26 protein-coding genes and 1 pseudogene are annotated in these 22967 nt (G+C 64.7%); 21 read left to right on the top strand and 6 right to left on the bottom strand.

The window, feature by feature from the left end; genetic code table 11:
• Positions 1–118: 118 nt before the first annotated feature.
• The 5 genes from hypB (at position 119) to VB777_RS05935 (ending at position 5059) form a co-directional block, all read left to right on the top strand.
• The gene (gene hypB / locus VB777_RS05955; RefSeq protein ID WP_323247676.1) at positions 119–862 is read left to right on the top strand and encodes a hydrogenase nickel incorporation protein HypB; all 744 of its coding nucleotides are present in this window, start codon (positions 119–121) and stop codon (positions 860–862) included.
• A complete protein-coding gene (gene glnT / locus VB777_RS05950) occupies positions 862–2250 on the top strand; it encodes a type III glutamate--ammonia ligase (RefSeq protein WP_323247674.1) in 1389 nt (462 codons plus the stop codon). The genes hypB and glnT overlap by 1 nt, the downstream gene beginning before the upstream one ends.
• A gap of 230 nt (positions 2251–2480) precedes the next feature.
• Positions 2481–3437: an ABC transporter substrate-binding protein gene (locus VB777_RS05945; RefSeq protein ID WP_322758600.1), complete on the top strand. Its 957-nt coding sequence runs from the start codon at positions 2481–2483 to the stop codon at positions 3435–3437.
• Positions 3438–3466: 29 nt separating this feature from the next.
• Entirely contained in the window at positions 3467–4246 is a 780-nt protein-coding gene (locus VB777_RS05940) for an ABC transporter permease (RefSeq protein ID WP_197156346.1), read from the top strand.
• Between the two features lie 27 nt (positions 4247–4273).
• A complete protein-coding gene (locus tag VB777_RS05935; protein ID WP_197156345.1) occupies positions 4274–5059 on the top strand; it encodes an ABC transporter ATP-binding protein in 786 nt (261 codons plus the stop codon).
• 54 nt (positions 5060–5113) lie between these two features.
• Here the strand turns inward: VB777_RS05935 and VB777_RS05930 are convergent, their stop codons facing one another.
• Entirely contained in the window at positions 5114–5296 is a 183-nt protein-coding gene (locus VB777_RS05930; RefSeq protein WP_197156343.1) for a hypothetical protein, read from the bottom strand.
• A 39-nt stretch (positions 5297–5335) separates the two neighbouring features.
• Between VB777_RS05930 and VB777_RS05925 the strand changes: the two genes are divergently transcribed.
• The 3 genes from VB777_RS05925 (at position 5336) to VB777_RS05915 (ending at position 6939) form a co-directional block, all read left to right on the top strand.
• Positions 5336–6004 (top strand): TMEM165/GDT1 family protein, encoded by a 669-nt coding sequence (locus VB777_RS05925; protein WP_197156341.1) that lies wholly within the window; start codon positions 5336–5338, stop codon positions 6002–6004.
• 313 nt (positions 6005–6317) lie between these two features.
• On the top strand, positions 6318–6464 hold the full coding sequence (locus VB777_RS05920; RefSeq protein WP_323247672.1) for a hypothetical protein: 147 nt from the start codon (positions 6318–6320) through the stop codon (positions 6462–6464).
• 10 nt (positions 6465–6474) lie between these two features.
• The gene (locus tag VB777_RS05915; protein WP_197156337.1) at positions 6475–6939 is read left to right on the top strand and encodes a DUF427 domain-containing protein; all 465 of its coding nucleotides are present in this window, start codon (positions 6475–6477) and stop codon (positions 6937–6939) included.
• 8 nt (positions 6940–6947) lie between these two features.
• Here the strand turns inward: VB777_RS05915 and VB777_RS05910 are convergent, their stop codons facing one another.
• A complete protein-coding gene (locus tag VB777_RS05910) occupies positions 6948–7286 on the bottom strand; it encodes a circadian clock KaiB family protein (RefSeq protein ID WP_197156335.1) in 339 nt (112 codons plus the stop codon).
• Positions 7283–9091 carry a circadian clock protein KaiC gene (gene kaiC, locus VB777_RS05905; protein WP_323247669.1) on the bottom strand — a complete coding sequence of 603 codons (1809 nt, stop codon included), beginning with the start codon at positions 9089–9091 and terminating at the stop codon, positions 7283–7285. The genes VB777_RS05910 and kaiC overlap by 4 nt, the downstream gene beginning before the upstream one ends.
• A gap of 142 nt (positions 9092–9233) precedes the next feature.
• Here kaiC and VB777_RS05900 point away from each other — a divergent pair, with 142 nt between their 5' ends.
• On the top strand, positions 9234–10619 hold the full coding sequence (locus tag VB777_RS05900) for a 1-acyl-sn-glycerol-3-phosphate acyltransferase (protein ID WP_322758602.1): 1386 nt from the start codon (positions 9234–9236) through the stop codon (positions 10617–10619).
• A 9-nt stretch (positions 10620–10628) separates the two neighbouring features.
• Here the strand turns inward: VB777_RS05900 and xth are convergent, their stop codons facing one another.
• Positions 10629–11462, bottom strand: a complete 834-nt coding sequence (xth, locus tag VB777_RS05895; RefSeq protein WP_197156329.1) for an exodeoxyribonuclease III — start codon at positions 11460–11462, stop codon at positions 10629–10631.
• Positions 11463–11538: 76 nt separating this feature from the next.
• Here xth and VB777_RS05890 point away from each other — a divergent pair, with 76 nt between their 5' ends.
• Positions 11539–11964: a hypothetical protein gene (locus tag VB777_RS05890; RefSeq protein WP_323247667.1), complete on the top strand. Its 426-nt coding sequence runs from the start codon at positions 11539–11541 to the stop codon at positions 11962–11964.
• Here the strand turns inward: VB777_RS05890 and VB777_RS05885 are convergent.
• Positions 11897–12733 (bottom strand): tetratricopeptide repeat protein, encoded by an 837-nt coding sequence (locus VB777_RS05885; RefSeq protein ID WP_323247665.1) that lies wholly within the window; start codon positions 12731–12733, stop codon positions 11897–11899. The two genes, VB777_RS05890 and VB777_RS05885, sit on opposite strands and share 68 nt — an antisense overlap.
• A gap of 253 nt (positions 12734–12986) precedes the next feature.
• Here VB777_RS05885 and VB777_RS05880 point away from each other — a divergent pair.
• The 11 genes and pseudogenes from VB777_RS05880 to VB777_RS05830 form a co-directional block, all read left to right on the top strand.
• Positions 12987–13610, top strand: a pseudogene (locus tag VB777_RS05880) (hypothetical protein); the annotation flags it as partial.
• Between the two features lie 155 nt (positions 13611–13765).
• Complete coding sequence (locus VB777_RS05875; RefSeq protein WP_323247661.1) at positions 13766–14410, top strand: hypothetical protein; 645 nt, start codon at positions 13766–13768, stop codon at positions 14408–14410.
• Positions 14410–15654, top strand: coding sequence for a nickel pincer cofactor biosynthesis protein LarC (gene larC / locus VB777_RS05870; protein WP_323247660.1), 1245 nt, complete (start codon positions 14410–14412; stop codon positions 15652–15654). The genes VB777_RS05875 and larC overlap by 1 nt, the downstream gene beginning before the upstream one ends.
• The gene (locus VB777_RS05865) at positions 15651–16781 is read left to right on the top strand and encodes a lysylphosphatidylglycerol synthase domain-containing protein (RefSeq protein ID WP_322758607.1); all 1131 of its coding nucleotides are present in this window, start codon (positions 15651–15653) and stop codon (positions 16779–16781) included. Before larC ends, VB777_RS05865 begins: the two co-directional genes overlap by 4 nt.
• Positions 16782–16920: 139 nt before the next feature.
• On the top strand, positions 16921–17427 hold the full coding sequence (locus tag VB777_RS05860; protein WP_323247658.1) for a hypothetical protein: 507 nt from the start codon (positions 16921–16923) through the stop codon (positions 17425–17427).
• 110 nt (positions 17428–17537) lie between these two features.
• Positions 17538–18413 (top strand): hypothetical protein, encoded by an 876-nt coding sequence (locus VB777_RS05855; protein ID WP_197156319.1) that lies wholly within the window; start codon positions 17538–17540, stop codon positions 18411–18413.
• Between the two features lie 232 nt (positions 18414–18645).
• Complete coding sequence (locus VB777_RS05850) at positions 18646–19134, top strand: hypothetical protein (RefSeq protein WP_197156318.1); 489 nt, start codon at positions 18646–18648, stop codon at positions 19132–19134.
• Positions 19135–19203: 69 nt separating this feature from the next.
• Positions 19204–20412, top strand: coding sequence for a cation:proton antiporter (locus VB777_RS05845; RefSeq protein WP_323247656.1), 1209 nt, complete (start codon positions 19204–19206; stop codon positions 20410–20412).
• A gap of 73 nt (positions 20413–20485) precedes the next feature.
• Positions 20486–20974, top strand: coding sequence for a Fur family transcriptional regulator (locus VB777_RS05840; protein ID WP_416238312.1), 489 nt, complete (start codon positions 20486–20488; stop codon positions 20972–20974).
• A 402-nt stretch (positions 20975–21376) separates the two neighbouring features.
• On the top strand, positions 21377–21970 hold the full coding sequence (locus VB777_RS05835; protein ID WP_323247654.1) for a Crp/Fnr family transcriptional regulator: 594 nt from the start codon (positions 21377–21379) through the stop codon (positions 21968–21970).
• 2 nt (positions 21971–21972) lie between these two features.
• The gene (locus tag VB777_RS05830; protein WP_197156315.1) at positions 21973–22284 is read left to right on the top strand and encodes a hypothetical protein; all 312 of its coding nucleotides are present in this window, start codon (positions 21973–21975) and stop codon (positions 22282–22284) included.
• A gap of 54 nt (positions 22285–22338) precedes the next feature.
• Here the strand turns inward: VB777_RS05830 and VB777_RS05825 are convergent, their stop codons facing one another.
• Entirely contained in the window at positions 22339–22938 is a 600-nt protein-coding gene (locus VB777_RS05825; protein WP_416238311.1) for a ferritin, read from the bottom strand.
• Between the last annotated feature and the right edge of the window lie 29 nt (positions 22939–22967).

Below are 22967 nucleotides of genomic sequence, written 5' to 3'. Positions count from 1 at the left end.
CAGCCTTTTGTCGCTCGGCTCGGAGCCCTCTCCCCGGTGAGCACTCCCCGGTGAACCTGAACTCCCGGTTTCCAGGGCGACCACTGATCGATCCCGTTCTTCATTCTTGCTGACCCCCATGCACATGCCCCTTGAGGACAGCCTTGGACTCAACCTGTTGGCTGCCAATCAGCAACAGGCGGAGCACAACCGCGCCCATTTTGACGCCTGGAATCTGCTGTGCCTCAACGTGATGAGCAGCCCCGGTGCCGGCAAGACCGCCTTGCTGGAGCGCAGCCTCGCCGATCTGGCCAGCCGCTGGCAGATGGCCGTGCTGGAGGGTGACATGACCACCCAGCTCGACGCTGAGCGACTGGAGGCGGTGGGTGTGCCTGTGGTGCCGATCACCACCGGCCGCGCCTGCCATCTGGATGCGGCGATGGTGAGTGGAGGTTTAACGCTGCTGCGTCAGCGCCTTGACCCGGCTGATCTGGATCTGCTCTGGGTGGAGAACGTGGGCAATCTGGTCTGCCCGGCTGAATTCGAGGTGGGCGAGCACCGCAAGGTGGCCCTGCTCAGTGTCACCGAAGGCGATGACAAACCGCTCAAGTATCCGGTGATGTTCCGCGAAGCGGATTGTGTGTTGATCACCAAGGTGGATCTGTTGCCCTATCTGCCTGTGGACGTGGAGCGGATCGAAGCCCATATCCATCAGGTCAATCCCCGCGCGGACGTCTTCCAGCTCTCGGCCATCAGTGGCATCGGCTTCGCTGCCTGGCACGACTGGCTGCAACGGCAACGCGATGCCACAACCTCATCCACAACCCTCTCTCCCAGGGTGCGGTCCGATCAGGCCAGTGCCGCCGCACTCGTGGGGGCTTGATGGTGTCGTCATTGACCCAGCCCCAGGTCACCCCTGGCTCGCTTCCCAGCGATCCTGCCGCCCTGCGGGACCACCTGCAGCGGCGTGGGGTTCGCTACGCCCTGGCGAGCTTCGTGGATCTGCACGGGATCGGCAAGGCCAAGGCGGTGCCGATCGACCATCTCCCCGACATGCTGGCGGGATCGGAGCTGTTCACCGGAGCCGCCCTGGATGGTGTGCCTCAGGACGTCACCGACGATGAAGTGGCTGCCATTCCTGATCCTGCCAGCACCACGGTGTTGCCCTGGCGGCCTGATGTGGCCTGGCTGGCCAGTGATCTGCATCTGCATGGTCAGCCCTTCGAGGCCTGCAGCCGTTCGATCCTGGGCCGCGTGCGTCAGCAGGCTGCGGCGATGGGGTTTCGCTTTCAGCTGGGCATTGAAACGGAGTTCTTTGTGCTGCGCCGCAGTGCGGACGGCACCCTGGAACCTGCCAGCCACCGAGACACCCTCGATAAACCCTGCTACGACCTGATCGGCCTGCTCGACAACCTCGACTGGCTCGATGAGCTGGTGCAGGCCATGAACAGCCTCGGCTGGAGCGTGTACTCCTTCGATCACGAAGATGGCAATGGCCAGTTCGAGGTGGATTTCGCCTATGCCGATGTGCTCACCATGGCGGATCGGCTGATCTTCTTTCGCCTGATGGCCAAGGAGATCGCCCAGCGCCATGGCCTGATCGCCAGCTTCATGCCGAAGCCGTTCGCGAACCGAACCGGTAGCGGCGCCCACTACAATATGTCGCTGGCGGATCTGAACAGCGGCAGCAATCTGTTCGCGCCTGAGGCTGGTGAGGATGGTGGCATCAGCCAGCTGGCCCGTCAGTTCATCGCCGGCGTACTGCGCCATGCGCCTGCGATCTGTGCGGTGATCGCCCCCACTGTGAACAGCTACAAGCGGTTGGTGATGCAGGGGAGCATGTCGGGCTTCACCTGGGCGCCGGTGTTCATCAGCTATGGCAACAACAATCGCACCAATATGCTGCGGATTCCATCGGCGGGATCGCGGCTGGAATGCCGCGCTGCAGATATCTCCTGCAATCCCTATCTGGGATCGGCACTGATGCTGGCGGCAGGGCTGGAGGGAATCCGAAAGCAGCTCGATCCTGGCCCACCCAACCTCGACAACGCCTACACCCTCAGCCCAGAAGAACGGCAGCGTCGAGGCCTGACCCTGCTGCCAAGGACCTTGGAGGAAGCGATTGATTCTTTTGCAGCCGATCCATTATGCCGCTCTGTATTCGGTGATGCCATGTTCGACGCCTTTGTGACCTACAAACGTCAGGAATGGGCCGATTATCACGGTTCCATTTCCGAGTGGGAACGGCAGCGCTATCTCGAGTTCTTCTGAGCACTCCTCCACGTTTCCATCACACCGGCTGAACCCAATGACTTGTGACATCACCGTCCCTGTCAATCTCCAGACGATCGAGCCGGCCAGCTCCTGACGTCACCCCACTCCTGGTCACCTGTTCCCTGATTATTTGATCCCCCATGCGTCTTCGTTTCCCACTTCGCCCCCACAGCTCTGCTGGTCGCGGTGCCCGCAGGGGGCGCCTCCTTAGTCTGTCCTTGATCCTGATGGCTGCGCTTGGCAGCGGCCTGCTGGCGGCTTGCCAGAAGCCCACCGGTACCGAGGTGCCTGTTCGGATCGGCTTCAGCGCTTGGCCGGGTTGGATTCCCTGGCAGGTGACGGAGGAGAAGGGGTTGTTCACCGCCGCCGGTGTGCCCGTGACGCTGCAGTGGTTCGACGGGTATCTCGACTCGATCAACGCGCTGAATGCCGGCCAGCTCGATTGCAACAGCCAGACGCTCGGTGACACGATCAGTTCGATCGCTGGTGGCGCCGATCTGCAGGTGGTGCTCACCAACGACAACTCAACGGGCAACGATCAGATCATCGTGGCTCCAGGCATCACCAGCGTGGCCGATCTCAAGGGCAGGAAGGTAGCCGCGGAGGAGGGCACCGTCGATCACTATCTGCTGCTTCTCGGCCTCAAGAAGGCGGGCCTTTCCTCCAGCGACATCACCTTTGTTCCTCTGGAAACCGGTGCCGCCGCCGCAGCCTTTGTCGCCGGCCAGGTGGACGCGGTCGGTGTCTTTGCTCCTTTCACGACCCAGGCCCTCAAGCGTGAGGGCAGCACCACCCTGTTCTCCTCCAAGGACTTCCCTGGCGCCATCAGCGACCATCTGGTCTGCCGCACGGAGTTCGTGGCAAAAAATCCTGAGAAGGTCCAGAAAATCGTCGATGCCTGGTTTGCCACGCTTGCCACGATGAAGGCGGAACCCGGACCCACGCTGGCGATTCTGGCCAAGCGTGCCGGTGTGAGCGAAGAGGAGTACAAGGCCTACGACGCCGGAACCACGATTCTCACCCTGGAGCAGAACCGGGAGGCCTTCAAGCCCGGCAACACGATGGCCTCTCTTCCCTTCGCGGCAGACCAGATCAGCCTCTTCCTCCAGGAGGTGGGCTTGGCCAAGACGCCTCCCAAGCTCGACGGACTGCTCGACTCCAGGTTTGTCGACGCCACTCCCTGACGTCCTCTCCCCCAACCGCCGCTGACGCGATGAGCACCCCACTGCGCCGCATCCAACGGGCCCTTGATCAACCCTGGCTTCTCGGAGTCTCCGGTCTCCTGGTGGTTCTGCTGGCTTGGTATCTGATCGCTTCCAGCGGCGTGGTGGATCCCTTGTTTCTGCCAAGCCCTGCTGCGGTGTGGGCGGCTGGTTCCGCTCAGGCTCGCGAGGGCATCCTGTTCAACGATGCCATGGCCAGTATTGGGCGGGTGATCGGCGGATTTGCACTTTCGGCAATCGTGGCCCTGCCCCTGGGGATCGCCATGGGCAGCAGCCGGGTGATCTGCCAGTTGCTGGAGCCATTGCTGGGACTGATCCGATACATGCCGGCGCCGGCCTTCATTCCGTTGCTGATTATCTACTTCGGCCTGGGTGAGTTACCCAAAATCCTGTTGATCTTTATTGGCACCCTGTTCTTCAATACCCTGATGATCATGGATGCTGTGAAGTTCGTTCCAATCGAGCTAATTGAAACGGCGCGCACCCTGGGGGGAAGATCCAGTCAGATCCTTCTGAAGGTGGTGACGCCCTGCATTGCACCTCAGGTTCTCGATGCTTATCGCATCAATATGGCGGCAGCCTGGAACCTCGTGATCGTGGCCGAATTGGTTGCGGCGAACGAAGGCCTTGGAAAACGCATTAGCCTGGCCCAGCGCTTTCTGCGAACGGATGAGATCTTCGTTGGTCTCATTGTCATCGGCCTGATCGGTCTTGCAATCGATCTCGGCTTTCGCTTTGTCATGAAACGCTCCTGTGCCTGGGCGAACTGAACCTTTCGCTGCATCGTCTCTTTCCCCATGCATCTCTCGGTCTGCGGCGTCAGCAAGTGGTTCGGTCACGGATCAGCCGCCAAGCTTGTGCTGGACAACATCTCTTTTGATCTTCATTCCGGTGAATTCGTGGCCCTGGTGGGCAGCTCAGGCTCAGGAAAATCCACCATGATGCGGCTGGTGGCAGGTCTCGAGCCTGCCAGCACCGGCAGGATTCTTGTGGATGGGCAGCCGGTGCGGGGGCCCGGTCACGACCGCGGCATGGTGTTCCAGAAGTACAGCCTCTATCCCTGGATGAGTGCCGCTGCCAATGTGGCTTTCGGCATGCGGTTACAGGGGCTGCCGGCCTCGGAAGTCAAGGAGCGCACCGCATATTTTCTGGAGGTGGTGGGACTGGCCGATGCGGCCCGCAGGCTGCCGCGCGAACTTTCGGGGGGCATGCAGCAGCGTGTTGCTATTGCCAGGGCCCTGGCGGCAGACCCCAAGGTGCTCCTGCTGGATGAACCGTTCGGTGCCCTGGACCTGCAGATTCGTGAGTCGATGCAGGAGTTCCTGCACGATCTCTGGCGGCGCACCGGCCTGACGGCTCTCCTGATCACTCACGATCTGGAAGAGGCCCTGCTGCTGGCCCAGCGGGTTCACATCATGGCGCCCCGACCCGGACGGCTTGTTCAGACGGTGGAGGCTGATCTGGACCGCAGGGATCTCGCCCATCTGCGCGTCACGCCGCGCTTCCTGGAGCTGCGCGAAGAGCTGGCTCGCAGCCTGCGACAACTGGACGCCGCAGCGTCCGCAGCGGTGTCTGCGACGTGAGTTCCATCGCAGTCTGGAGGCAGCAGGTCAGCGACGTGTTCGACCAGATAAATCCTAGGAAGGGCTGGGGTCCTGGAAGTGTTCCGGCAGAATTCCAAGATAGGCCGCTTCGCGGAACAGATCCTGCCGGGTGGCGTCATCGCCATGCTGCAGGGCCGCCTGATAACGCTGCCGCAACGAATCCACCAGGGACTGACGACGAGGCTCCGGGATGGAAGGGGAATCGGGGGTTTGCATGAGCCGATCCTATCGATTGCCATGGGGGAAGATGGCGCCATGAGCACCCCTTTCTTCAGCGATCCCGGCCTGGCGGCTTTTGGATCGGGGTTGACGGCGATCACCCTGGCAGAAGTCGGGGATAAGACCTTTTTTGTCGCCCTGCTGCTGGCGGCGCGTCACAGCGGTCGCACTGTGTTCCTCGGTGCTTTTGCCGCGCTCAGTGCTGTGACGCTTCTGTCGCTAGGCGTGGGCTACGGCTTGCGCGAACTGCTGCCGGCTGCGTTGATGCCCTGGTTGGCTGCCCTGCTCTTTCTGGGCTTCGGCGCCAAGCTCCTGCTGGATGCGCAACGCCTGCCGGCAGATGATGGATCGGACGAGGAGGAGGAAGCGGCCGCTCTCGTGCAGCAGGCGGAGGGGCGAGGGGAGGCCGATAAGCCCGGAGGTGTGATCTGGGAAGCCTTCAGCCTGGTGTTTCTGGCCGAACTCGGAGATCGGACCCAGATTGCCACCATCCTGCTGGCCGCCGCTCCGGCCTTCACCTTGGTGGGCCTGGTGGCCGGCACTCTGCTGGGCCATGCCCTTGTCACGGCCCTGGCGATCCTGGCCGGCAAGTGGATCGGCCAGCGCATTCAGGAGCGACTGCTCTATCGGCTCAGCGGGGGCCTGTTTCTGGCGTTCGGTCTCGTTTCGCTGCGCCAGGCGATCGGAGTGATGGCCGACAGCTGAGGGTCGGGGGTGTTGCTCTGTGCACTGTTGCGGTGGCTCATGTTTTCCACAGGCCCTGCGCTAGCCAGTCGATCAGCCAACCCATGTTCGGTCTGAACTGTGGAAAACAGTCCGTTTTCTGGGGAAAGCTGCTGCGTTTTGTGGAAAACCAACGCGTTGTGGTTTTTCTTTCTCTCTCGGATGCAACCTGGCCTGGATCCAACAGCGCGCCTTTTCCGGGTACTGGCTGGGGATGTGGCGGTCCGTGGACAACCCGGAATCGGCTGATTAGGTTCCAGATATCCGCACGGGGAACGCCATGCACACCCATGACATGGAAAACCATGACAACCTCTACGCCGATGAGGTGGCCATGGTGGCCGGCGAAACCGGCGCCGATGCCCAGATGCATGCCTATTGGGCAGTCGGAGCCATTGCCGTGATGGTTTCCGTGCTCGGCATCGCCCTGATCGTGACCTGAGTGAGCCTGGATGGAGCGGGTTGACGCCTACCCTCGTCCACCTCGGCTAGAGCCATGTCAGAGGCACATCCGCGTGGAGGCTCTGGGCATGGTGCTGGCTGAGACGCACCTCAGCCTGCGGGTGCTTGAGACCTTCCATCCACCCACCTATTACCTGCCTCCCGAGGCCGTCAATCACGCGATGCTGCAGCCTGCCCCTGGCTCCAGCTTCTGTGAATGGAAGGGGGTGGCTCGCTATTTCGATCTGGTGGCTTCTGATGCGCGGCTCGAGCGGGCAGTCTGGTGCTACGCCAACCCCACGGCAGCGTTTGCTGCCTTGGCTGGCTGGTTCGCCCTCTATCCCGCTCTCATGGATGGGTGCTGGGTGGAGGGTCAGCTCGTGCAACCCCAGCCCGGCGGCTTCTATGGCGGCTGGATCACACCGGATCTGATCGGACCCTTCAAGGGGGATCCGCTGCATCCGGAACTGATCTGAGCCTGAACTCATTCGATCGCCTGGTTCAGGAAGTCGTCTTCTTCGCTCAGCAAGTTCTCGATGGGTGTGATGTCGAGTGCGGCCCGCACCACATCTTCCTTGGTGAGATCACCGACGATCCGGCGCAGTGGCTTTGGCAGGCGTTTCACGAGGGTGGGAATCGCCAGGATGTGATCCTGCTCGAGTGCTTCTGGGTGAAGCTCGATATCCACGACCCTGAGCTCCACGCGGCCGGCGAGGTCTGTTGTGCAGATGCGTCGGATCGTGGTGATCGCCTGGCTCGAGCGGAGTGAACCTCGCTTCACATACAGGGTCAGTTGCCAATGACGTTGCACTGTCTCTGTCATGCCCTCTCCTCCCGCTTCTGCACCACCGAAGCATTGTTGGCTTGCAACGCACTCTCCCGTTGCTGCTCATCTCGCAGTTCGGCTTCAAAATCAGCTGTCTCCGATTCAATCTCTGTCTGCAGGGCGAGGATCTGGGCCTCCACCGCTGCCCGACGGCTGGACAGGGTTCGTCGGCGTCGCTCGATATCAGCGTCGCGGCTGGCGATGGTTGCGGCGCGGCGCGCCTGCTCAATCTGGCGGCCTGAGCCGGTGATCACCCCCAGGGGTCCCACCTCCACATCCAGCAGCTCCGGGCCCTGATCGGTGAGCAGGAACTCCCGCACCTGATTGGAATGGGCCATGCCCCGGCTCTTGATCACATAGAGCAGCCGGTTGCGTTCGCCATCGTGCTCCACGTTGCGCAGTTCCAGCCAGGTATCGGTAAGGGAGGAGACCCCGATGGCACTCGAGGCCTCCATACCGGGTTGGATCAGGGTGGTGAACATGAAGGTGATCTGGCGGCTCTTGAGCAGGTCGATCTCCCGGGTCACCATGGCGGCCACCTCATCGTTGGCGCCCACATGGGCAACACTGGCCATGGCATCGATCACGGCCACAGTGGGCTGGTGATCCACCAGTTGCTGCTCCAATCGACCGAGATGCTCTTCAAGGCCGAAACTGGTGGGACGATGGCAGGCAATTCTGAGCAGGCCCGCGGTGATCCACGGCTGTAGATCGACCCCGACTGAGCGCATGTTGCGGATCAGCTGTGCAGGGGATTCCTCAAACGACATCAACAGCGCCCGCTCGCCACGCCGGCAGGCGGCATCAAGGAAATAATTCGCCAGGGTGGTCTTGCCGGTGCCGGCACTGCCGCTGATCAGCACGGTGCTGCCACGGTAAATACCTCCGCCCAGCATGTGATCGAGGCGCGCTACACCGCTGGAAACCAGCTCATTGCTGGCCTCATATTCCAGTCCCAGGGAGGTGATCGGCAGCACAAGAAAGCCACGTTCCGTGATCAGGAATGGGTATTCGTTCGTGCCATGTTCCGAGCCCCGATATTTCATTACGCGCAAACGGCGGGTGGAGATCTGATTCGCGACACGGTGATCCAGCACCACCACGCAATCGGACACATACTCTTCCAGGCCAAAGCGGGTCAGGGAATCGCCCCGGCCCCGCTCCCCGGTGAGCACCGTGGTGAGCTGACGCTCCTTGAGCCAACTGAACAATCGGTCGAGCTCACTGCGCACGGTGAAATCATCGCCGAACGCCCCCACCAGCAGTTCGATCGTGTCAATCGCTACCCGCTGAGCCCCGATCCGCTCCACGGCCCGCTCCAGCCTCAGGAAGAGGCCGTCGAGATCGAAGCTCCCGGCTTGCACCATCTCCGAGGGCTGGATCAGGCAGGGTTCGATCAGGATCTGGCCGGCCTCAATCAGAGCAGGCAGGCCGAATCCCAGCGAGGCCATGTTCTCGAGGATGTTCTGACGCGATTCCTCAAAGCTGAGCATCACGCCTGCTTCGCCGTAGTCGCGTGCACCCTTCACCAGGAACTCCATGGCGAAGAGGGTCTTGCCGGATCCGGCCCCTCCGGTCACCAGGGTGGGACGACCCCGCGGCAGGCCGCCCCGGGTGATGGCATCAACACCGTCGATCCCGGTGGGGGCCTTGTGGAGCCTTGGCGCCGTCGCGTCTTCGGAGAGGGGGAAGGGGGAAATCAGAGGAGGTGGCTGAAGTGCTCTGCACCTTATGAGTTTGCTGAAAAACCCCGTCAAGGGCCATTCAGCCCAGGAATGCCTGACTTCGAGCCCAGTGTTCACGGGCGCTGCGCCCGAAGGTCAGGCTCAAGGCATGACGGCGTCGGGGCTTTTTCAGCAAACTCTTATGGCTGGATCCATGAGCCACCAGCACGGTGCGGGACCCAATCCTGCCCGAGGCTGGCGTTCAGCCGCGGTCTCCGCCATGCCCCGCTCCTCGATCCGGGCGGCTCAGCCGCCCCTTCGGTTTCTGCCGCCGCGTCAGAGCCCCCGCTTGCGTCGTGCCCTGGGGCTGCTGCTACCGCTGCTGCTGCGCGGTCGTGGTCTGCAGCATTGCCGCATCGAGGGTGTGGAGGCGCTGGCCCACCTGATCGAGGCCCAGCAGAACGGTCGCTGTCGCCTGTTGATCGGTTTTCGCCATCCCAGCACCACCGATCCCCTGGTGATGGCCCACCTGCTGTGGCAGGCGGTTCCGGCAGCCGCCCGGCGACTGGGGCTGTCGCTGCAGGCCCCTGTGCACAGCCAGTTCCTCTACGACCGCGGCATTCCGCTCTGGGCGGGTGCCGGGGTGGGCTGGCTGTTGTCTCTTCTGGGAGGAATCCCGATCCGGCGGGGGCGGGTCGATCGCCCTGCCCTGGCTGCAGCCAGGGCGGTGCTGCTGGATGGGCCGCACCCGCTCGCCGTCGCTCCCGAGGGGGCCAACAACAACCTCTCCGGCCAGATGGCGCCCCTGGAATCGGGTCTGGCCCAGCTGGCCTTCTGGTGTGCTGGAGATCTGGCGGCCAGGCATCGGTCCGAAGCGGTGCAGATCGTGCCCGTGGCCATTGCCTACCACTGGGTCGAGGCCAACTGGGAGTCTCTGGATCGGCGCCTGGCTCGGCTGATGCAGCATCTGGGGCTGGAGCCGGATGGGTCCGGCAGTGGGGATGCGGAGGTTCGCTACGACCGCCTGCAGAGGTTGGGGGAACGGTTGCTGGCGGTGCTTGAAGGCCTCTACGCCCGCCGCCATGATCTGCCGGCAGTCCCGCCGGCATCGTTGCAAGGCAGCGATCCCGCCTCCTCCCCGGCCGATCATCTGGCCGAGAGGATCGAGGCCCTGCGTCAGCGGGCCCTGGCGGTGGCCGAATCACTGTTCGGCCTGCCACCTCGAGGCACCCTGCAGGAACGGTGTCGCCGGATCGAGCAGGCCGGCTGGGAGCGGATCTACCGCGACGATCTCACCGCTCTCCTGCCGGTGGAGCGCAGCCTGGCGGACTGGGAAGCCCGTGAAGCGGATCTCCGCATGGGGCACATGCGCCTGGTGGAGTACTTCGCCAGTGTCAGTGGCGCCTACGTGGCGGAGCGGCCCTGCTTCGATCGCTTCGCGGAGGTCGTCACGATCCTCGAGGACGCGATCGCCTGGATTGAGGACCAGCCTCTGCCTCGACGGCCTTCCTTCGGGCCCCGGCGTGTGACCGTCAGGGTGGGAGACGCCTTGTCCCTGGATGGGCGGCTGGAGAGCTACCACCGCGACCGGCGCCAGGCCGTGCAGGAACTCACGGCTGCCGTGCAGCAAGCCCTTCAGGGTCTGATCGGCAGTGCAGGGTCTTGAGATCAGCCGTCATTCCGCAGCTGAGTCGTCATCCCCTTGCTCATCTGGTGGCCAGGCGAGGTTCACCACCACGGGTGCATGGTCGCTGGGTTGCACGTTCCCGCGAAGCTGTTTGTGGATTACGCAACCGGTGGCGCGGGCTTGCAGCTCTTCGTCCAGGTAGATGTGGTCGATGCGCCAGCCCCGGTCCCGCTCCCAGCCGCCGCTGCGGTAGTCCCACCAGCTCCAGTGGCCGGCCTCGTGTTCGAACAGCCGAAAGGCATCCACCAACCTCTCGGCAAGCACCCGGCGCAGGGCCTGGCGTTCCGGCTCACTGGCCATGATGCCGCCCGTGAGTCGACCCGGATCGTGGAGGTCGCGGTCTTCCAGTCCGATGTTGAAGTCGCCCACAATGCAGAGGGGCTCCCCCTGCTGCGCCAGCACGTCCAGATACCGCTGCAGGCAGCTGAGCCAGGCGAGTTTGTAGGGGTACTTCTCCGACTTGAGCGCAGAGCCGTTGGGGACGTAGAGGTTGAGGATCCGCACGCCATCGATCCAGGCGCTGATCATCCGCTTCTGCTCACTCAGGGCCCGTGCTTCGGGATCGTCGGGGAGCAGGGCGGTGAAGCCCACCTGAACGTCCTCGATCGGCAGGGTGCTGAGGATGGCGACGCCGTTGTAGGCCTTCTGCCCGCTGATCGCCACGGCATAGCCAAGCTCTTCGAAGGCCGCCAGCGGGAAGAGATCGTCGGCCACCTTGGTTTCCTGCAGGCACAACACCTCAGGCCGCTCCTGTTCCAGCCAGGCCAGCACCTGGTCCAGCCGGGTGCGCACCGAATTGACGTTCCAGGTGGCGATGCGCATCGGGAGCCGACAGCGAAGACCACCGGAGGACTAGCAGATCGCCGTTAACATGAACTGCCATGAGAGGAGCGTGGCGATGTGCACCCAACTGATCCCACGACGGATCGCCGGGTCGTTCCCAGATCGGACCACGGCTGCGCCGGCCTCCCTGAACCGGCTTGGGCTTCCGGTCTGCCGCAACGGGTTGGCCCTGCTCACTCTGCTGTTCAGTCTGGCGCCGTCCATCCCGGCCCTGGCCCAGTCTCAGCAGCAGAGCTGGAACCAGCCCTACGGCATGAGCAGACAGGAGAAGGATCTGCTCGATTACGGCCCGGGCAGCGGCCGGGGCGATTCGATCCTCGACACCACGAACCCATTGGATCTGATGAACAAGATCCGCAAGGGCACGGCCATGGACAACGCCACACCGCCCGGAGACGCGGTGGATCAGGCCCTCAGGGACTTTGACGCTCAGCAGCGTCCGCCGACTTCTGGGGCGAGCCAGATGGTGACGAGCCCCTGAGGGGCGCCAGGCCCCAGGCGGCTGCAACCTTGTCGAGGCGCCGGTCCACCGACTCTGGCTGCAGCTGTCGGGCCTGGGCGAGCAGCTCCTGGGCCCCCTTGGTCTCACCCTTTTCCTGCAGCAGCAGGGCCTGGGCCAGCAGGGGCCTCACATCCCTGGGGAAGGCAGCTCCAAGCCGCAGATAGATGGCCCTGGCCTGGCCTGGCTGCCCTCGCTTCTGCAGCAGATCGGCCAGCAGCAGCCCCACCCCCATCGCCTCGGGGCGCACCTGGGGCTTGCTGAGGCGTTCGAGGGTGGCCTGCAGCTGGGCCTGGGCCTGATCGCCCCGACCCTGCTCAAGCTGCAGCAGGGTCATCAGCTGCAGGGCTTCGATTCGATCAGGCTTGAGGTTCAGCAGTTGACGCACCTCCCGCTCGGCGCCGGGCCGATCGTTCTGGTTGCGGCGCAGTTCCGCCAGCAGCAGCCTCAGGCTCCAGCGCTCCGGCTGGCGATCGGCCATGGGTTCGAGCAGGGCGATTGCCTCGGGCCGGCGATCCAGAGCGACCAGCAGCTCCAGCAGCCGCTGCTGGTCCGCTTCGCTGGACTGCCCCTTGGCATGGCGATTCTCCAGGGTGCTGAGTTGCTGCAGCAAGGCATCGCGGGGCTGATCGTCACCCTGCCGCCTGGCCTGCCACGTCCCCATGCTCCAGCCTCCGGCCACGGCCAGAACGGCCAGCAGCAGCACCAGCAGGCCTTTAGGAGCCTGCTGAAAAAGTCCCGAGGTCGCCATGACTTGAGTCTGACCTCTGGGCGCAGCGCCCGTGAACACTGGGCTCGGAGTCAGGCGTTCCCGGGCTGAATGGCCCTTGAAGGGGTTTTTCAGCAGTCTCTTAGGGCGCAGAACCTGGCTGCGGCTTGACATCGTCGCGTTGGTGGCAGCGACTCCGAGTCTGCCCTGGCCCGGAACGGGCTGGGCCAGGACTGGCTGGCTACATTGACCCGCACCGGGTGGCCCTCACGGGCCGGCCCCCACCCGAACCCTGATGCGCCAACACCCCATTTCCCCGGTCACCGAGCCCTTGCAGTACCGGGCCATCGGTGTGGTGCGAGGCGTCTACCAACCGGAAGATCCTGAACAGCTCACCCGCGGCCGGCTGCTCACCGATGATGGTGGCGAACTCGAGGCCGTGGTACTCGGACGGCTGCTGACGCTGATGCGGCGCCACCTCGATCTGGCCGAACCCCACCTCTGGGTGGTTTACCCGCGCACCCGTGATGAAGGCACCCTGCACCTGCAACTGGTGGGGGTGTGGGAGCCGAGCACCCTGGACAGCGAGGCCCACTCCGCTGATGAGCCTCTGTCCGACAGCCTGCCGGAGGGGGATGACTACTTCTCGATCCGCGGTGAACTGATCTTCACCAAGCCCGAATCCAACGATCTGGTGGTCAAGGTTCGGGTGTTGCCCAAGCCGGACGGCAGCCGCCCTACCCCGTTCAAGGTCCAGCTCAAGGGTGATGTCCCCCTGCAGCATCTGCGGCACTTCGTGGCCCTGGATGGGCGCCGGCGCGGCCAGGAGTTGCATGTGGAGCAGATCGAGGTGATCGGGCCGGTGAACCAGCGTGGCAACCGCGGTGGCAAGGGGCGTCGTGGTGGCGGAGCTGGCAGCGGTGAGCGAGGCCGTAAGGATGCTGCCCGCAAGGAGCCTGCACGCAACGAGACAGGCCGCGGCGGCCCAATGCTCCCGGTCGTACCAACGCCTGGAGAGAGCAGCTCCGGTGGCCTGCACCGTGCCGCCATCAGCCGTCCCAGCCGCTGACGACCATGACCCAGCCGCTCATGGCCGGACTGGCGGTGCTGCTGATGAGTGTGCTGGCCCTGGTCGGGCCGGCTCTGGGTGTCTCACCCTGGTGGATCACCCTTCTGGCGGCCTTGGGGCTGGGCAGCCTCAGCCTCGATGCCGCCCGCTATGGCGGCCGGGGCGGCCACCTGCTGGCTGAGGCCCTGCCTGGTGGTCAGGCGCGCCTGCGGCGCATCGCCGTCCATGAAGCCGGCCACCTGCTGGTGGCGGAAGCCGAGGCCATGCCGGTCAAACGTGTCCTGGTGGGTAGTCTGGCCTGCCTGCAGGCAGGGCTGCAGAGCGCCGGCTGTACCGAGTTCGCTCCTCCTGAGAACGCCAAATTGCCGGCGGAGGAGCTGCGGCGCTGGAGTCGGGTGCTGCAGGCTGGCATGGCCGCTGAGGCTCTTCTTTACGGCGAGGAGCGTGGCGGCGCTGATGACCGCGCCCTGCTCGGACGCCTCTGGGGCATCTCCGGCTTCGATGTGGACACGGCCCAGCGGGAGCTGAGGCGGGCCCGCCGGGAGGTGGATCTGGCGCTGCGTCAGCAGCGCGACTCTCTGGAGGCCACGGCTGAGCGCCTGCTGGAAGCGGCGCCGCGCCTGGGTCGCACCGCTAACGCCCCGACCTGATGGCCCTGGCACTGCTGGATTGCCCCACCGGCCTGGCGGGCAACATGTTGCTGGCTGCGCTGCTGGACCTGGGTCTGCCGGAGGCCGCCATCCATGCACCCCTGGCGCAGCTCGGCCTGGCGGATCGCTATCGGTTGCGAATCGAGGAGCGGCGCAGCGGCGGTCTGCGGGGTCTGCATCTGGAGGTGGAGACCCTCGAGTCCCAGCCCCCTCATCGCCACTGGGGCAGCCTGCGCCAGCAGCTCAGCAGCAGCCCTCTCGATCCGGCCCTGCGGCAGCGGGTGCTGGCGGTGTTCACCCTGCTGGCGGACGCGGAGGCCACCGTGCACGGCCATGTCCCCGAGCAGGTGCATTTCCACGAGGTGGGCGCCCTCGATGCCCTGGTGGATGTGGTGGGTGTCTGCGCCGGGCTGCTCCATTTCGGTGTGACGTCGCTGCGGTGCACGGTGCCGCCGGCGGGCCATGGCACGGTCCAGACGGCCCATGGTGTGCTGCCGCTGCCAGCGCCGGCCGTCCTGGAGATCGCACGCCGCTGTGGCTGTCCGCTCGGCTCGAGTGAGGGTTTCCCGGCCGGTGAACTCACCACTCCCACGGGGCTGGCTCTGGCGGCCTGCTGGAGCGATGGCTTCGGGCAGGCGCCGAGCCACGTGCCCCTGCGGATCGGCGTGGGGCTGGGCAGCCGCAGCCTGGATCGCCCCAACCTCTTGCGCCTCTGTCTGGCCCGTGCGGTGGAACCGCCCACCGGCGATTCGTCTCCGGAGCCTGAGGCGCCTGGAGCTCAGCCCCGCCTGGAGACGATCGTTCAGCAGCAGGCCCAGATTGACGATGCCACCGCCGAAGATCTGGCGTTCCTGGCCGAGGAGCTGCGGCAGGCCGGTGCCCTTGAGGTGTTCAGCCAGCCGATCGGCATGAAGAAGGGGCGGCTGGGCAGCCTGATCACCGCGCTGGTCAGCGAGCCACAGCGGGCCGCCCTGCGGCAGGTGTGGTGGCGGCACAGCACCAGCCTGGGCCTGCGGGAACAGATGCAGCAGCGCTGGGTGCTTCCCCGAGGCATCGAGGAGCTCTCCACGTCCCTCGGTCCGGTGCGGTTCAAGCGTCACCTGCGGCCCGATGGCCTGGCGCGGTGCAAGGCTGAATACGACGACCTGGCAGGGCTGGCTCGGCAGCACGGGCTTCCCCTGGCCGTTGTGCGCGCCGTTGTGGATCGCTGTCTGGACCAGAGTGGACCCGAAGCGCAACGTTGAGCACCAGGCGCGATGGCGCCCGCTTCTTTGCTCCCCCTTCTCCCTTCCTCGTGTCGTTGCCCCCCGCCCTTGCGAACCTGTTGCCCAGATCGCGGCAGTGGTTCGCGTCTCTGGCTGCCCTGGTGAAGGCCTGGAGCCGGAGGCTGCCGGCCCTGCCGCCTTTGCCCGGCGGAACCCGGCTCTGGGTGACCCTGCTCAGCTTCGGCTTTCTGTTGGCGGCCTTGCAGGGGCATGGCCGCCAGCTGCTGCGCTACGGCCTCGATCGCCAGGGCTGGTGGTGGCTGACCCTCGGGGTGGGCGTGAGCCTGCTCAGCCTGGTGGTGAATGGCCTGGCCTGGAATGTGATCCTGCGCTGGCTGGGGCTGCGGCCCCGCTGGGCCGCAACGACGGTCGTGTATCTGAGTACCAACCTGCGCAAGTACCTGCCAGGAGGGATCTGGCATCTGGCCGGTCGCGTGCAGGTCCTGCGCCGTGGGGACACGCCGTTGCTGGCGACTCCGGCAAGTCTTGGCCAGGCGCTGCTGGCAGTGCTGCTGGACCCCCTGCTGGGGGCCATCGCGGCCCTGGCCCTGGTGGCGCCGGAAGCCCTGCTCCAGGGTCGCTGGTGGAGTGGCCTGCCCTGGCTGCTACCCCTGCTCCTGCTGGTTCCCCGCTGGCTGAAGCCCCTGCTGCTGCGGCTCGAACAGCAACGGGCCCGTCAACTGGCCCTTGCCGATCCCTCTCTCCAGAACGCCTCTGAATCAGCCGACCTGGGCGTAGCTCCGCCGTCCCATGTGCCCTGGCTCCCCTTTGGGGCCATGCTCTTGTTTGTGCTGATGCGCTTCGGCGGATTTGCCTGCTGCGTGCTGGCCTTCGATCAGCAGAACGCCCTGGAGTGGAGTGGCTGGCTGGCTGGCTTTGCCCTCGCCTGGACGGTGGGCCTGGTGGTGCCCGGCGCCCCGGGTGGTCTGGGGGTGTTTGAGGCGGTGCTGTTGTTGCGCCTCGGTGGCTTGCTGCCGGAGGCGCCGCTGCTGGCGGTGGCCCTGAGTTACCGCGCGGTGACCACGGCCGCCGATCTGCTCGGGGCCGCGACCGCCCGGGCCGACCGGCCAGAGCCTCTGGCCGGCATGACCGGGACCTCCCGCTGAGCTGGCCAGGGGGATAGTCAGCTCTGCTGCATCGATGGGATCACAAATCCGGCAGGTTCGGCCGTTTGTTGTGGACGATCTGTCCCCCGTTGCCACGATGAAAGCGATTCCCCGCAATTTGCTGAGGCTCGCTCCATTCATGCCCACTCGACACTCCTGGCTCGTGGCCGGTGGCCTGATCGCCTCCGGCATGGCCGCTCTGTTGCTGTCCCCGACGCCTGTTCGCGCCGAAGTTCTCTACAAACTCGATACGATGTGCTCCGTCAAGGGCGGCGCTCCCCAGCCCTGCACGGTTGAGGCGATCGACGAAGGCGACGCCACCCTCTATCGGCACACGATCGGCAAGACCGTGGCAACCATCCGCGTCACCGATCAACCGGTGACCATGGCCTTGCAGAAGCCTGGTGGTGGCTGGATGACCCTGGTGAATGCCGGTGCACGCTTCTCCACCAACACGATCTGCTTCAACAACCGGGATCTGTGCGTGGTGAATCCGAACTATCTCAACAGTGTTCGGGAGGACAATCCAGACTCCATGGATGGCCGTGATCTGGTGATTGTGCACTTCAATCAGGCCGGCCGGGTGAATGTGTCCTGCTACGACGATGGCTGCGATGTGGTCAAGCATGAGGTAAACAAGAAATGACACGTCTTGCAGGCCTGTCCCTGCTTCTGGCTGGCTGGATGGCCGCTCCCCTGGCCCCAGCGCTGGCTATCCAACCCCTGGATCACGCATCCACGGCGGCATCGCCCACAATGTCCCCTGATGCGCTGATCGCCCGCGGCGGCGGCGGGGGTTCCCGCGGTGGCGGTGGATCTCGCGGCGGCGGTGGTGGCTCTCGCGGCGGCAGTGGATCTCGCGGCGGCGGTGGTGGAACCCGCCGCACGGGCTTCAGCGGTTCCGGCACCACTCTCAACCGAGGCTCCAGCAGGCCTTCCGGTGGCTGGAGTCAACGGGCCAGCTCGCCGAGCTCCCCCAGCCTCAATCGCCCCAGCAACATTGGTAACCGCAGCAGCACTGGGAATCGCGGCACTGGCAGCCGCAGCATCGATACTCGCAGCGTTAACCGAGATCTCAACCGGAGCGGCAACCGGGACCGGGACCTGAACCGCAATGTGAGCCGGGATCTCAATCGGAACGTCAATCGGGATGTGAACCGCAACGTCAACCGCAACGTTCATCGCGATGTCAACTGGAACCGCAGGGTGAATGTGCGCGATGTGAACATCCACGCCGGCTGGGCTCGTCCCGGCTGGGGCTATGCCAGACCCTGGAACACAGGTTGGTATAGCGTCTCCCGGACGTCGTCCTGGGGTTGGTGGGGTGCCAATGCGGCCCTCTGGGGGATCGGCGCCCTGGCCACGGCGTCAATCATTAACAATGCTGTGGACAATGCAGTGAGCAACAATGTCACGTACATTGTTGTACCCAACACCGATTACCAGCTGCTCTATGGATCAGTCCAGCCGAGCGGCAGTTCTGCGGTGACCTTTGCGGTCACGGCCGATGACGCGACCTATCAGCTCACTGCCGATTGCAATCGCGGCACCCTGGACGGACGCAACCCCAACAGCGCCGAAGAGGCTGAGCTGATCAATGCGGCCTGTCAGGTGGCCTTCGGTTCGGTCTGAGCTGCTTCGTGGCCTGAGCTGCTTCTTGGTCTGAGCTGATGTCCTGATGCTGTCCGTCTTGTCAGATGGTCATCCAGCTGTTCAGATGGTGATCCAGCTGGATCATCATCCAGCTGGCTGGTCATCGGAGGGCAGGCGGGGAGCCAAGAGATCCGGGGCCAGCAACACCGGCCCCGGTAATCTTGACCAACGGCGATTTCGCCGTTGGCTCTTGATCCTTTACTCCAGGCCCATGGCACGCGTTCTCCGTTCCCTGTTGTTGTCCTCCGTTGGCCTGGCCCTGGGTGGTCTGAGTCTGATGGGCGGTGCTGAGGCCCAGGAACGCTGCACCTTTCTGCAGCCGATCGGTGGAGACGGATCATCGCCGATCGTGTCCAAGTCTGTGGGCCGCGGCAAGGTGATGCCGTTCACCCGGCCGAACTGGAACACCGATTTCATCGTGGATCAGCCCTTCAGCAGCTACAAGTTCTTCTTCACGGCTAATTCCTCCGATCCGAAAGCACAGTATCCGGTGGAAGGATTCATGAAGTTCAGCGATGGCACCTCCCTGCAGGTGATCAATGAATCCATGAGCCCGCCAATCGGTACCGGTCGCATGTTCGGCCCCTTCCAAGCGGTTCCTGGCAAGCAGGCCAGCCAGATGAATTTCAAGGTAGGCGCCAGTAATGATCCAGGCGCTCTCGGCTTCAGTTATCGCATCTCTGTGCAGGGATGCAACTGAACCACCATCGCAGGTCTGCGACTGTCGCTCCTGGGGCTCCCACGGGTTGCCTGGATTGATCCGGTAGCGATGATCACGTCGTATCTCGACTGGGCGATCCTTGCCGTCCTGGTGTTCGCCTACGGCCTGGTGGCTGGGCGGCTGAAACAGACCCCCCTCTCCGGAGCGGTGGTGTTTCTGCTCACCGGTCTGATCCTGGGGCCGGCTGGCCTTGGCTGGCTGGGCATCAATGTGACCTCGGAGAACCTGCGGACCATCGCCGAACTCACGCTGGCGTTGATCCTGTTCACCGATGCCGCGACCGCCAATCTGCCGGTGCTGCGCGACAGCCGGCGCCTGCCGATCCGTCTGCTGGCGCTTGGCCTGCCCCTGACCATTCTGCTGGGCATGGGCGTGGCTCAGCTGCTGCTGCCTGCGCTCAGTCCGGTTGAGGCGGCGATCCTGTCGGTCGTTCTCGCCCCCACCGATGCCGCCCTCGGCCAACCGGTGGTGACCAATCCGGCGGTGCCCGTTGCCGTGCGGGAAGACCTCAGTGCCGAGAGCGGTCTCAACGACGGGATCTGCGTGCCGTTGCTGCTTTCCCTTCTGGCCATGGCGCAGAAGGGCAGTGGCGCCGGCGATGGGGTGCTGCTGTTGGGTTGGCTGTTTCTGGAGCAGGTGGGACTGGGGCTGGTGCTGGGCTGCGGCCTGGCCTTTCTCGCCGCTCGGTGCCGCGATCTCTGCCTCAGGCGTCGCTGGATCACCAGCGACTGGCAGCCGGTGCTGGCGATCGCCCTGCCGGTCTGTTGTTTCGCCCTGGCCCAGCAGCTGGGAGGCAGCGGTTTCATCGCCTGCTTCTGTGGTGGCCTCACCTTCGGGGGCCTGACGCCGCAGGAGCGCAAGCAGGAGGAACTGGTGGCCGCCGAAGCCACCGCCGATGTGCTCTCCCTCCTGACCTGGGTGGCCTTCGGTTCGGCCGTCGTGGCCCTGAGCTTCCCTCAGCTTTCCGCCACTACCCTGCTAGATGGCCTGTTCAGCCTGACGCTGGTGCGGATGGTGCCGGTGGCTTTGGCGACCTTTGGACTGCGAATCGGACTTTGGACCACCCTGTTCGTGGGTTGGTTCGGTCCGCGCGGCCTGGCCAGCATCGTCTTCGGCCTGCTGGTGCTCGACAGTCCGCTCGTCCACGGCAGCACGATCGCCTCGATAGCCGCGTCCACCGTGCTGCTCAGCATCGCGGCCCATGGCCTCAGCGCCCTCGGCCTGGTGACGCGCTACGGCCGCGTCAGCCGCTCCTGATCGACTCGCGAGGTTTCAAGAGGACCCACTGTTCTCAACAGGACCTATTGTTGAGAAGATCTGTCGAGCCTCGGTGTCCACCCGTCCCGCCACCGGCCTTGGCAGCCCCTCCGGCCTCGATCCCAGCGCGGCGGGCCTGCGCAGCAGCCTGCATGACCGAGGCCAGCGCCTCACCCCCCAGCGTCAGCGGGTGCTCTCCCTGTTCGAGCGGATCGGCGAAGGGACCCACCTCAGCGCCGAAGACGTCCACCAGAGCCTGCTCCGGGCCAGGGAGCGTGTCTCCCTGGCCACCGTCTACCGAACCCTGCGGCTGCTCAGTTCCATGGGGCTGCTTCAGGAGCTGGAGCTGCCGGAAGGGGGACGCCGCTTCGAGCTGACCGGCGACACCCATCGGGATCATCACCATCTGGTCTGCATCCGCTGTGGCCGCACCGAGGAGTTCGAGAACGGTGCCGTGCTGTCGGCCGGCGAAGCGGCAGCCAAGGTGCATGGTTTTCGGATGTTGGAGTGCGTGCTCAACGTGCGCGCCCTCTGTCCGAGCTGCGCCGCCGAGTCGACCTGAATGCGGCCCTGCTGGTTGCACCGTTCGGGGAACCTGGGGTGGAGAGCCACGCCTCTGAGAGAGGAGAGGCCCCGGGAAGCTGCAACTGCTGATCGGCCCACTCGGCCGTGAGGGCGGCCAGCAGGCTGGCCCGGTCGCCACGAAGACGAAACATCGGTGCGGTGCGTCGGTCGTCTTCAGGCTGGAAGGGCCGTGCGGCTCAGGCGGTACGGATGTGACGGCGTCGGGCAACCGATGGCACGGTTGAGCGCATCTCACGCACGGACCCGATGACCCGACGCCCTTGCAACTAGCAGTTGTTATTGAGAATCGCTTGCAAAAGGGAGGTGTTGTTGTTTAGGTTGCGAGTCATTCGCATTAAGCCCACAGGCGGCTCTGAGCCCCCTGTGGCCACACCCATCCATGAGCTTTCGTTTCCTGCCCGACGCTCCGGCCTCCAGCGTGAGGGTCTCCATCGGTCAGACCGTGCTGCTGGATCCCGGTCTGCGCGCTGAAGGCAGCTGCATCGAGGTGCTCGAAGGGATTGCCCGCGTCTACTGCCCCTGCGAGGAAACCGAAGGCATGACCCTCGCCTTCCTCCAGCCCGGCGACCAGCTCTGCACGGATCGTCTCTGCAGCGAAGGGGTCTGCGTCGAAGCCCTCACCCCCCTCGTATTCCGCACCGACACCGAGGCCGCCGGCAGCGGTTTCGATCCGGTGAATGAGTGGACCCTGCAACTCCTGCGCATTCGCCATCTCAGTAGTGCCGAGCAGCGGCTGCACGCTCTGTTGTCACTGCTGGTTCGGCGCCTCGGACGGCGCTGTGGCAACTGGTGTGATCTGCCCTTCCGCCTCACCCACGAGCGCATTGGCGAACTGATCGGCACTACCCGCGTCACCACGACGCGCCTGATCTCCCGCATCCGCCAGGCCAGGTTGATTGAGGTGCCCAGTGGCGCCTCGGTGCTGCGCCTGGCACCAGAACTGGTGGAATCGGCACCTCTGGCGGCTGCCTGACCATGACGTCACCCAGATCAGCTAACCCAACCAAGCTGGGGACAGCCGCAAGCGACCGGACCAGCGACAGCCTGATCACAAGCCTCTGCCGCGAAGCCGATGGCGTGCGCCAGCGCTGCCGTCAGGTGATCGCAGCGCTCGGCTCCACGCAGGAGCAGCGGCTGATCCTCCGTCTGGAGCGGGAGCGAACGCTGCTGTTGCAGCGGCTGCAGGATCTGCGCACCACTGGCCTGGTGCTCCGTCGCCAAGGCCTGAGGCAGTCGATCAGCCTGGCTTTGCTGCTGGAACTTTGCAGTCGTCCACTCTGTACCTGAGACCGGACCCCAGCTTGGATCCGGTTCGGTGCCATCTGTTCAGGTGCGCTTCGATCAGGCCAGCTGCGCTGGGCTGTGCTGGCCCGCTGCCAGTTCTCCATCGATCAGTAGAACGGCAGCCGGTTGGTTCTGGCTGAGCCGCACCCGACCCAGCAGATGGGCCACCTCATTTTCGGAGGTGGTCTGGCCCTGAATCAGGGGGTCGAGAAAGACCGTGGTACGCGTATCGCCGGATCGTTCAGCCATCGCATAGATCTGTTGCAGAGATGTGGTGAGATCGGCTTCCATCTGGAAGACGGCCGTGAGGATCTCCTCGAGGCCGATCCATCCCTGTCGGGGGGCTGGGATGTCGCGCAGGGGGACCGCCTGGCCGCGTGCGACGAGATAATCGGCGAACTGCGCCGCGTGCTGACGCTCACTCTCGGATTCCAGCTTGAAGTAGTTGGAAAAGCCGCGCAGATCCCTCTCCCCGAACCAGATCGCCAGGGCCCAGTAGGACAGGCTGGCCTGGAGTTCCAGCATCAGATGCTCCTGCAGAGCTTCCAGCAAGGAGGGTTCCATGGCCTGGGCCACGGGTCTGCGGAACGCTCCGATGCCGATGGCTGGCAGGGTCGCCTCAGCGGCGGTAGTGAGGCTGGTCTCAGCTGGTCCCATGCATTGGCTGGCAGTGGAGCTCAGCGTAC

This window comes from Synechococcus sp. CCY9202 (assembly GCF_034931685.1).
Classification (GTDB): domain Bacteria; phylum Cyanobacteriota; class Cyanobacteriia; order PCC-6307; family Cyanobiaceae; genus CBW1002.
The sequence above is the reverse complement of the archived record's forward strand: the minus strand, read 5'-3'. Positions and strand labels throughout refer to the sequence as shown.

What these genes read in the sequence shown, in the direction of transcription:
- VB777_RS05835 (WP_323247654.1), top strand. Translation starts at nt 21,377, where the DNA reads ATGAGCTTTCGTTTCCTGCCCGACGCTCCGGCCTCCAGCGTGAGGGTC.
- VB777_RS05860 (WP_323247658.1), top strand. Translation starts at nt 16,921, where the DNA reads ATGCCCACTCGACACTCCTGGCTCGTGGCCGGTGGCCTGATCGCCTCC.
- VB777_RS05890 (WP_323247667.1), top strand. Translation starts at nt 11,539, where the DNA reads ATGTGCACCCAACTGATCCCACGACGGATCGCCGGGTCGTTCCCAGAT.
- VB777_RS05935 (WP_197156345.1), top strand. Translation starts at nt 4,274, where the DNA reads ATGCATCTCTCGGTCTGCGGCGTCAGCAAGTGGTTCGGTCACGGATCA.
- VB777_RS05900 (WP_322758602.1), top strand. Translation starts at nt 9,234, where the DNA reads ATGCCCCGCTCCTCGATCCGGGCGGCTCAGCCGCCCCTTCGGTTTCTG.
- larC (WP_323247660.1), top strand. Translation starts at nt 14,410, where the DNA reads ATGGCCCTGGCACTGCTGGATTGCCCCACCGGCCTGGCGGGCAACATG.
- VB777_RS05915 (WP_197156337.1), top strand. Translation starts at nt 6,475, where the DNA reads ATGGAGCGGGTTGACGCCTACCCTCGTCCACCTCGGCTAGAGCCATGT.
- VB777_RS05855 (WP_197156319.1), top strand. Translation starts at nt 17,538, where the DNA reads ATGTCCCCTGATGCGCTGATCGCCCGCGGCGGCGGCGGGGGTTCCCGC.
- VB777_RS05910 (WP_197156335.1), bottom strand. Translation starts at nt 7,286, where the DNA reads ATGACAGAGACAGTGCAACGTCATTGGCAACTGACCCTGTATGTGAAG.
- VB777_RS05875 (WP_323247661.1), top strand. Translation starts at nt 13,766, where the DNA reads ATGACCCAGCCGCTCATGGCCGGACTGGCGGTGCTGCTGATGAGTGTG.
- VB777_RS05930 (WP_197156343.1), bottom strand. Translation starts at nt 5,296, where the DNA reads ATGCAAACCCCCGATTCCCCTTCCATCCCGGAGCCTCGTCGTCAGTCC.
- VB777_RS05885 (WP_323247665.1), bottom strand. Translation starts at nt 12,733, where the DNA reads ATGGCGACCTCGGGACTTTTTCAGCAGGCTCCTAAAGGCCTGCTGGTG.
- VB777_RS05830 (WP_197156315.1), top strand. Translation starts at nt 21,973, where the DNA reads ATGACGTCACCCAGATCAGCTAACCCAACCAAGCTGGGGACAGCCGCA.
- VB777_RS05920 (WP_323247672.1), top strand. Translation starts at nt 6,318, where the DNA reads ATGGAAAACCATGACAACCTCTACGCCGATGAGGTGGCCATGGTGGCC.
- xth (WP_197156329.1), bottom strand. Translation starts at nt 11,462, where the DNA reads ATGCGCATCGCCACCTGGAACGTCAATTCGGTGCGCACCCGGCTGGAC.
- hypB (WP_323247676.1), top strand. Translation starts at nt 119, where the DNA reads ATGCACATGCCCCTTGAGGACAGCCTTGGACTCAACCTGTTGGCTGCC.
- VB777_RS05945 (WP_322758600.1), top strand. Translation starts at nt 2,481, where the DNA reads ATGGCTGCGCTTGGCAGCGGCCTGCTGGCGGCTTGCCAGAAGCCCACC.
- glnT (WP_323247674.1), top strand. Translation starts at nt 862, where the DNA reads ATGGTGTCGTCATTGACCCAGCCCCAGGTCACCCCTGGCTCGCTTCCC.
- VB777_RS05845 (WP_323247656.1), top strand. Translation starts at nt 19,204, where the DNA reads ATGATCACGTCGTATCTCGACTGGGCGATCCTTGCCGTCCTGGTGTTC.
- VB777_RS05825 (WP_416238311.1), bottom strand. Translation starts at nt 22,938, where the DNA reads ATGGGACCAGCTGAGACCAGCCTCACTACCGCCGCTGAGGCGACCCTG.
- VB777_RS05925 (WP_197156341.1), top strand. Translation starts at nt 5,336, where the DNA reads ATGAGCACCCCTTTCTTCAGCGATCCCGGCCTGGCGGCTTTTGGATCG.
- VB777_RS05850 (WP_197156318.1), top strand. Translation starts at nt 18,646, where the DNA reads ATGGCACGCGTTCTCCGTTCCCTGTTGTTGTCCTCCGTTGGCCTGGCC.
- VB777_RS05940 (WP_197156346.1), top strand. Translation starts at nt 3,467, where the DNA reads ATGAGCACCCCACTGCGCCGCATCCAACGGGCCCTTGATCAACCCTGG.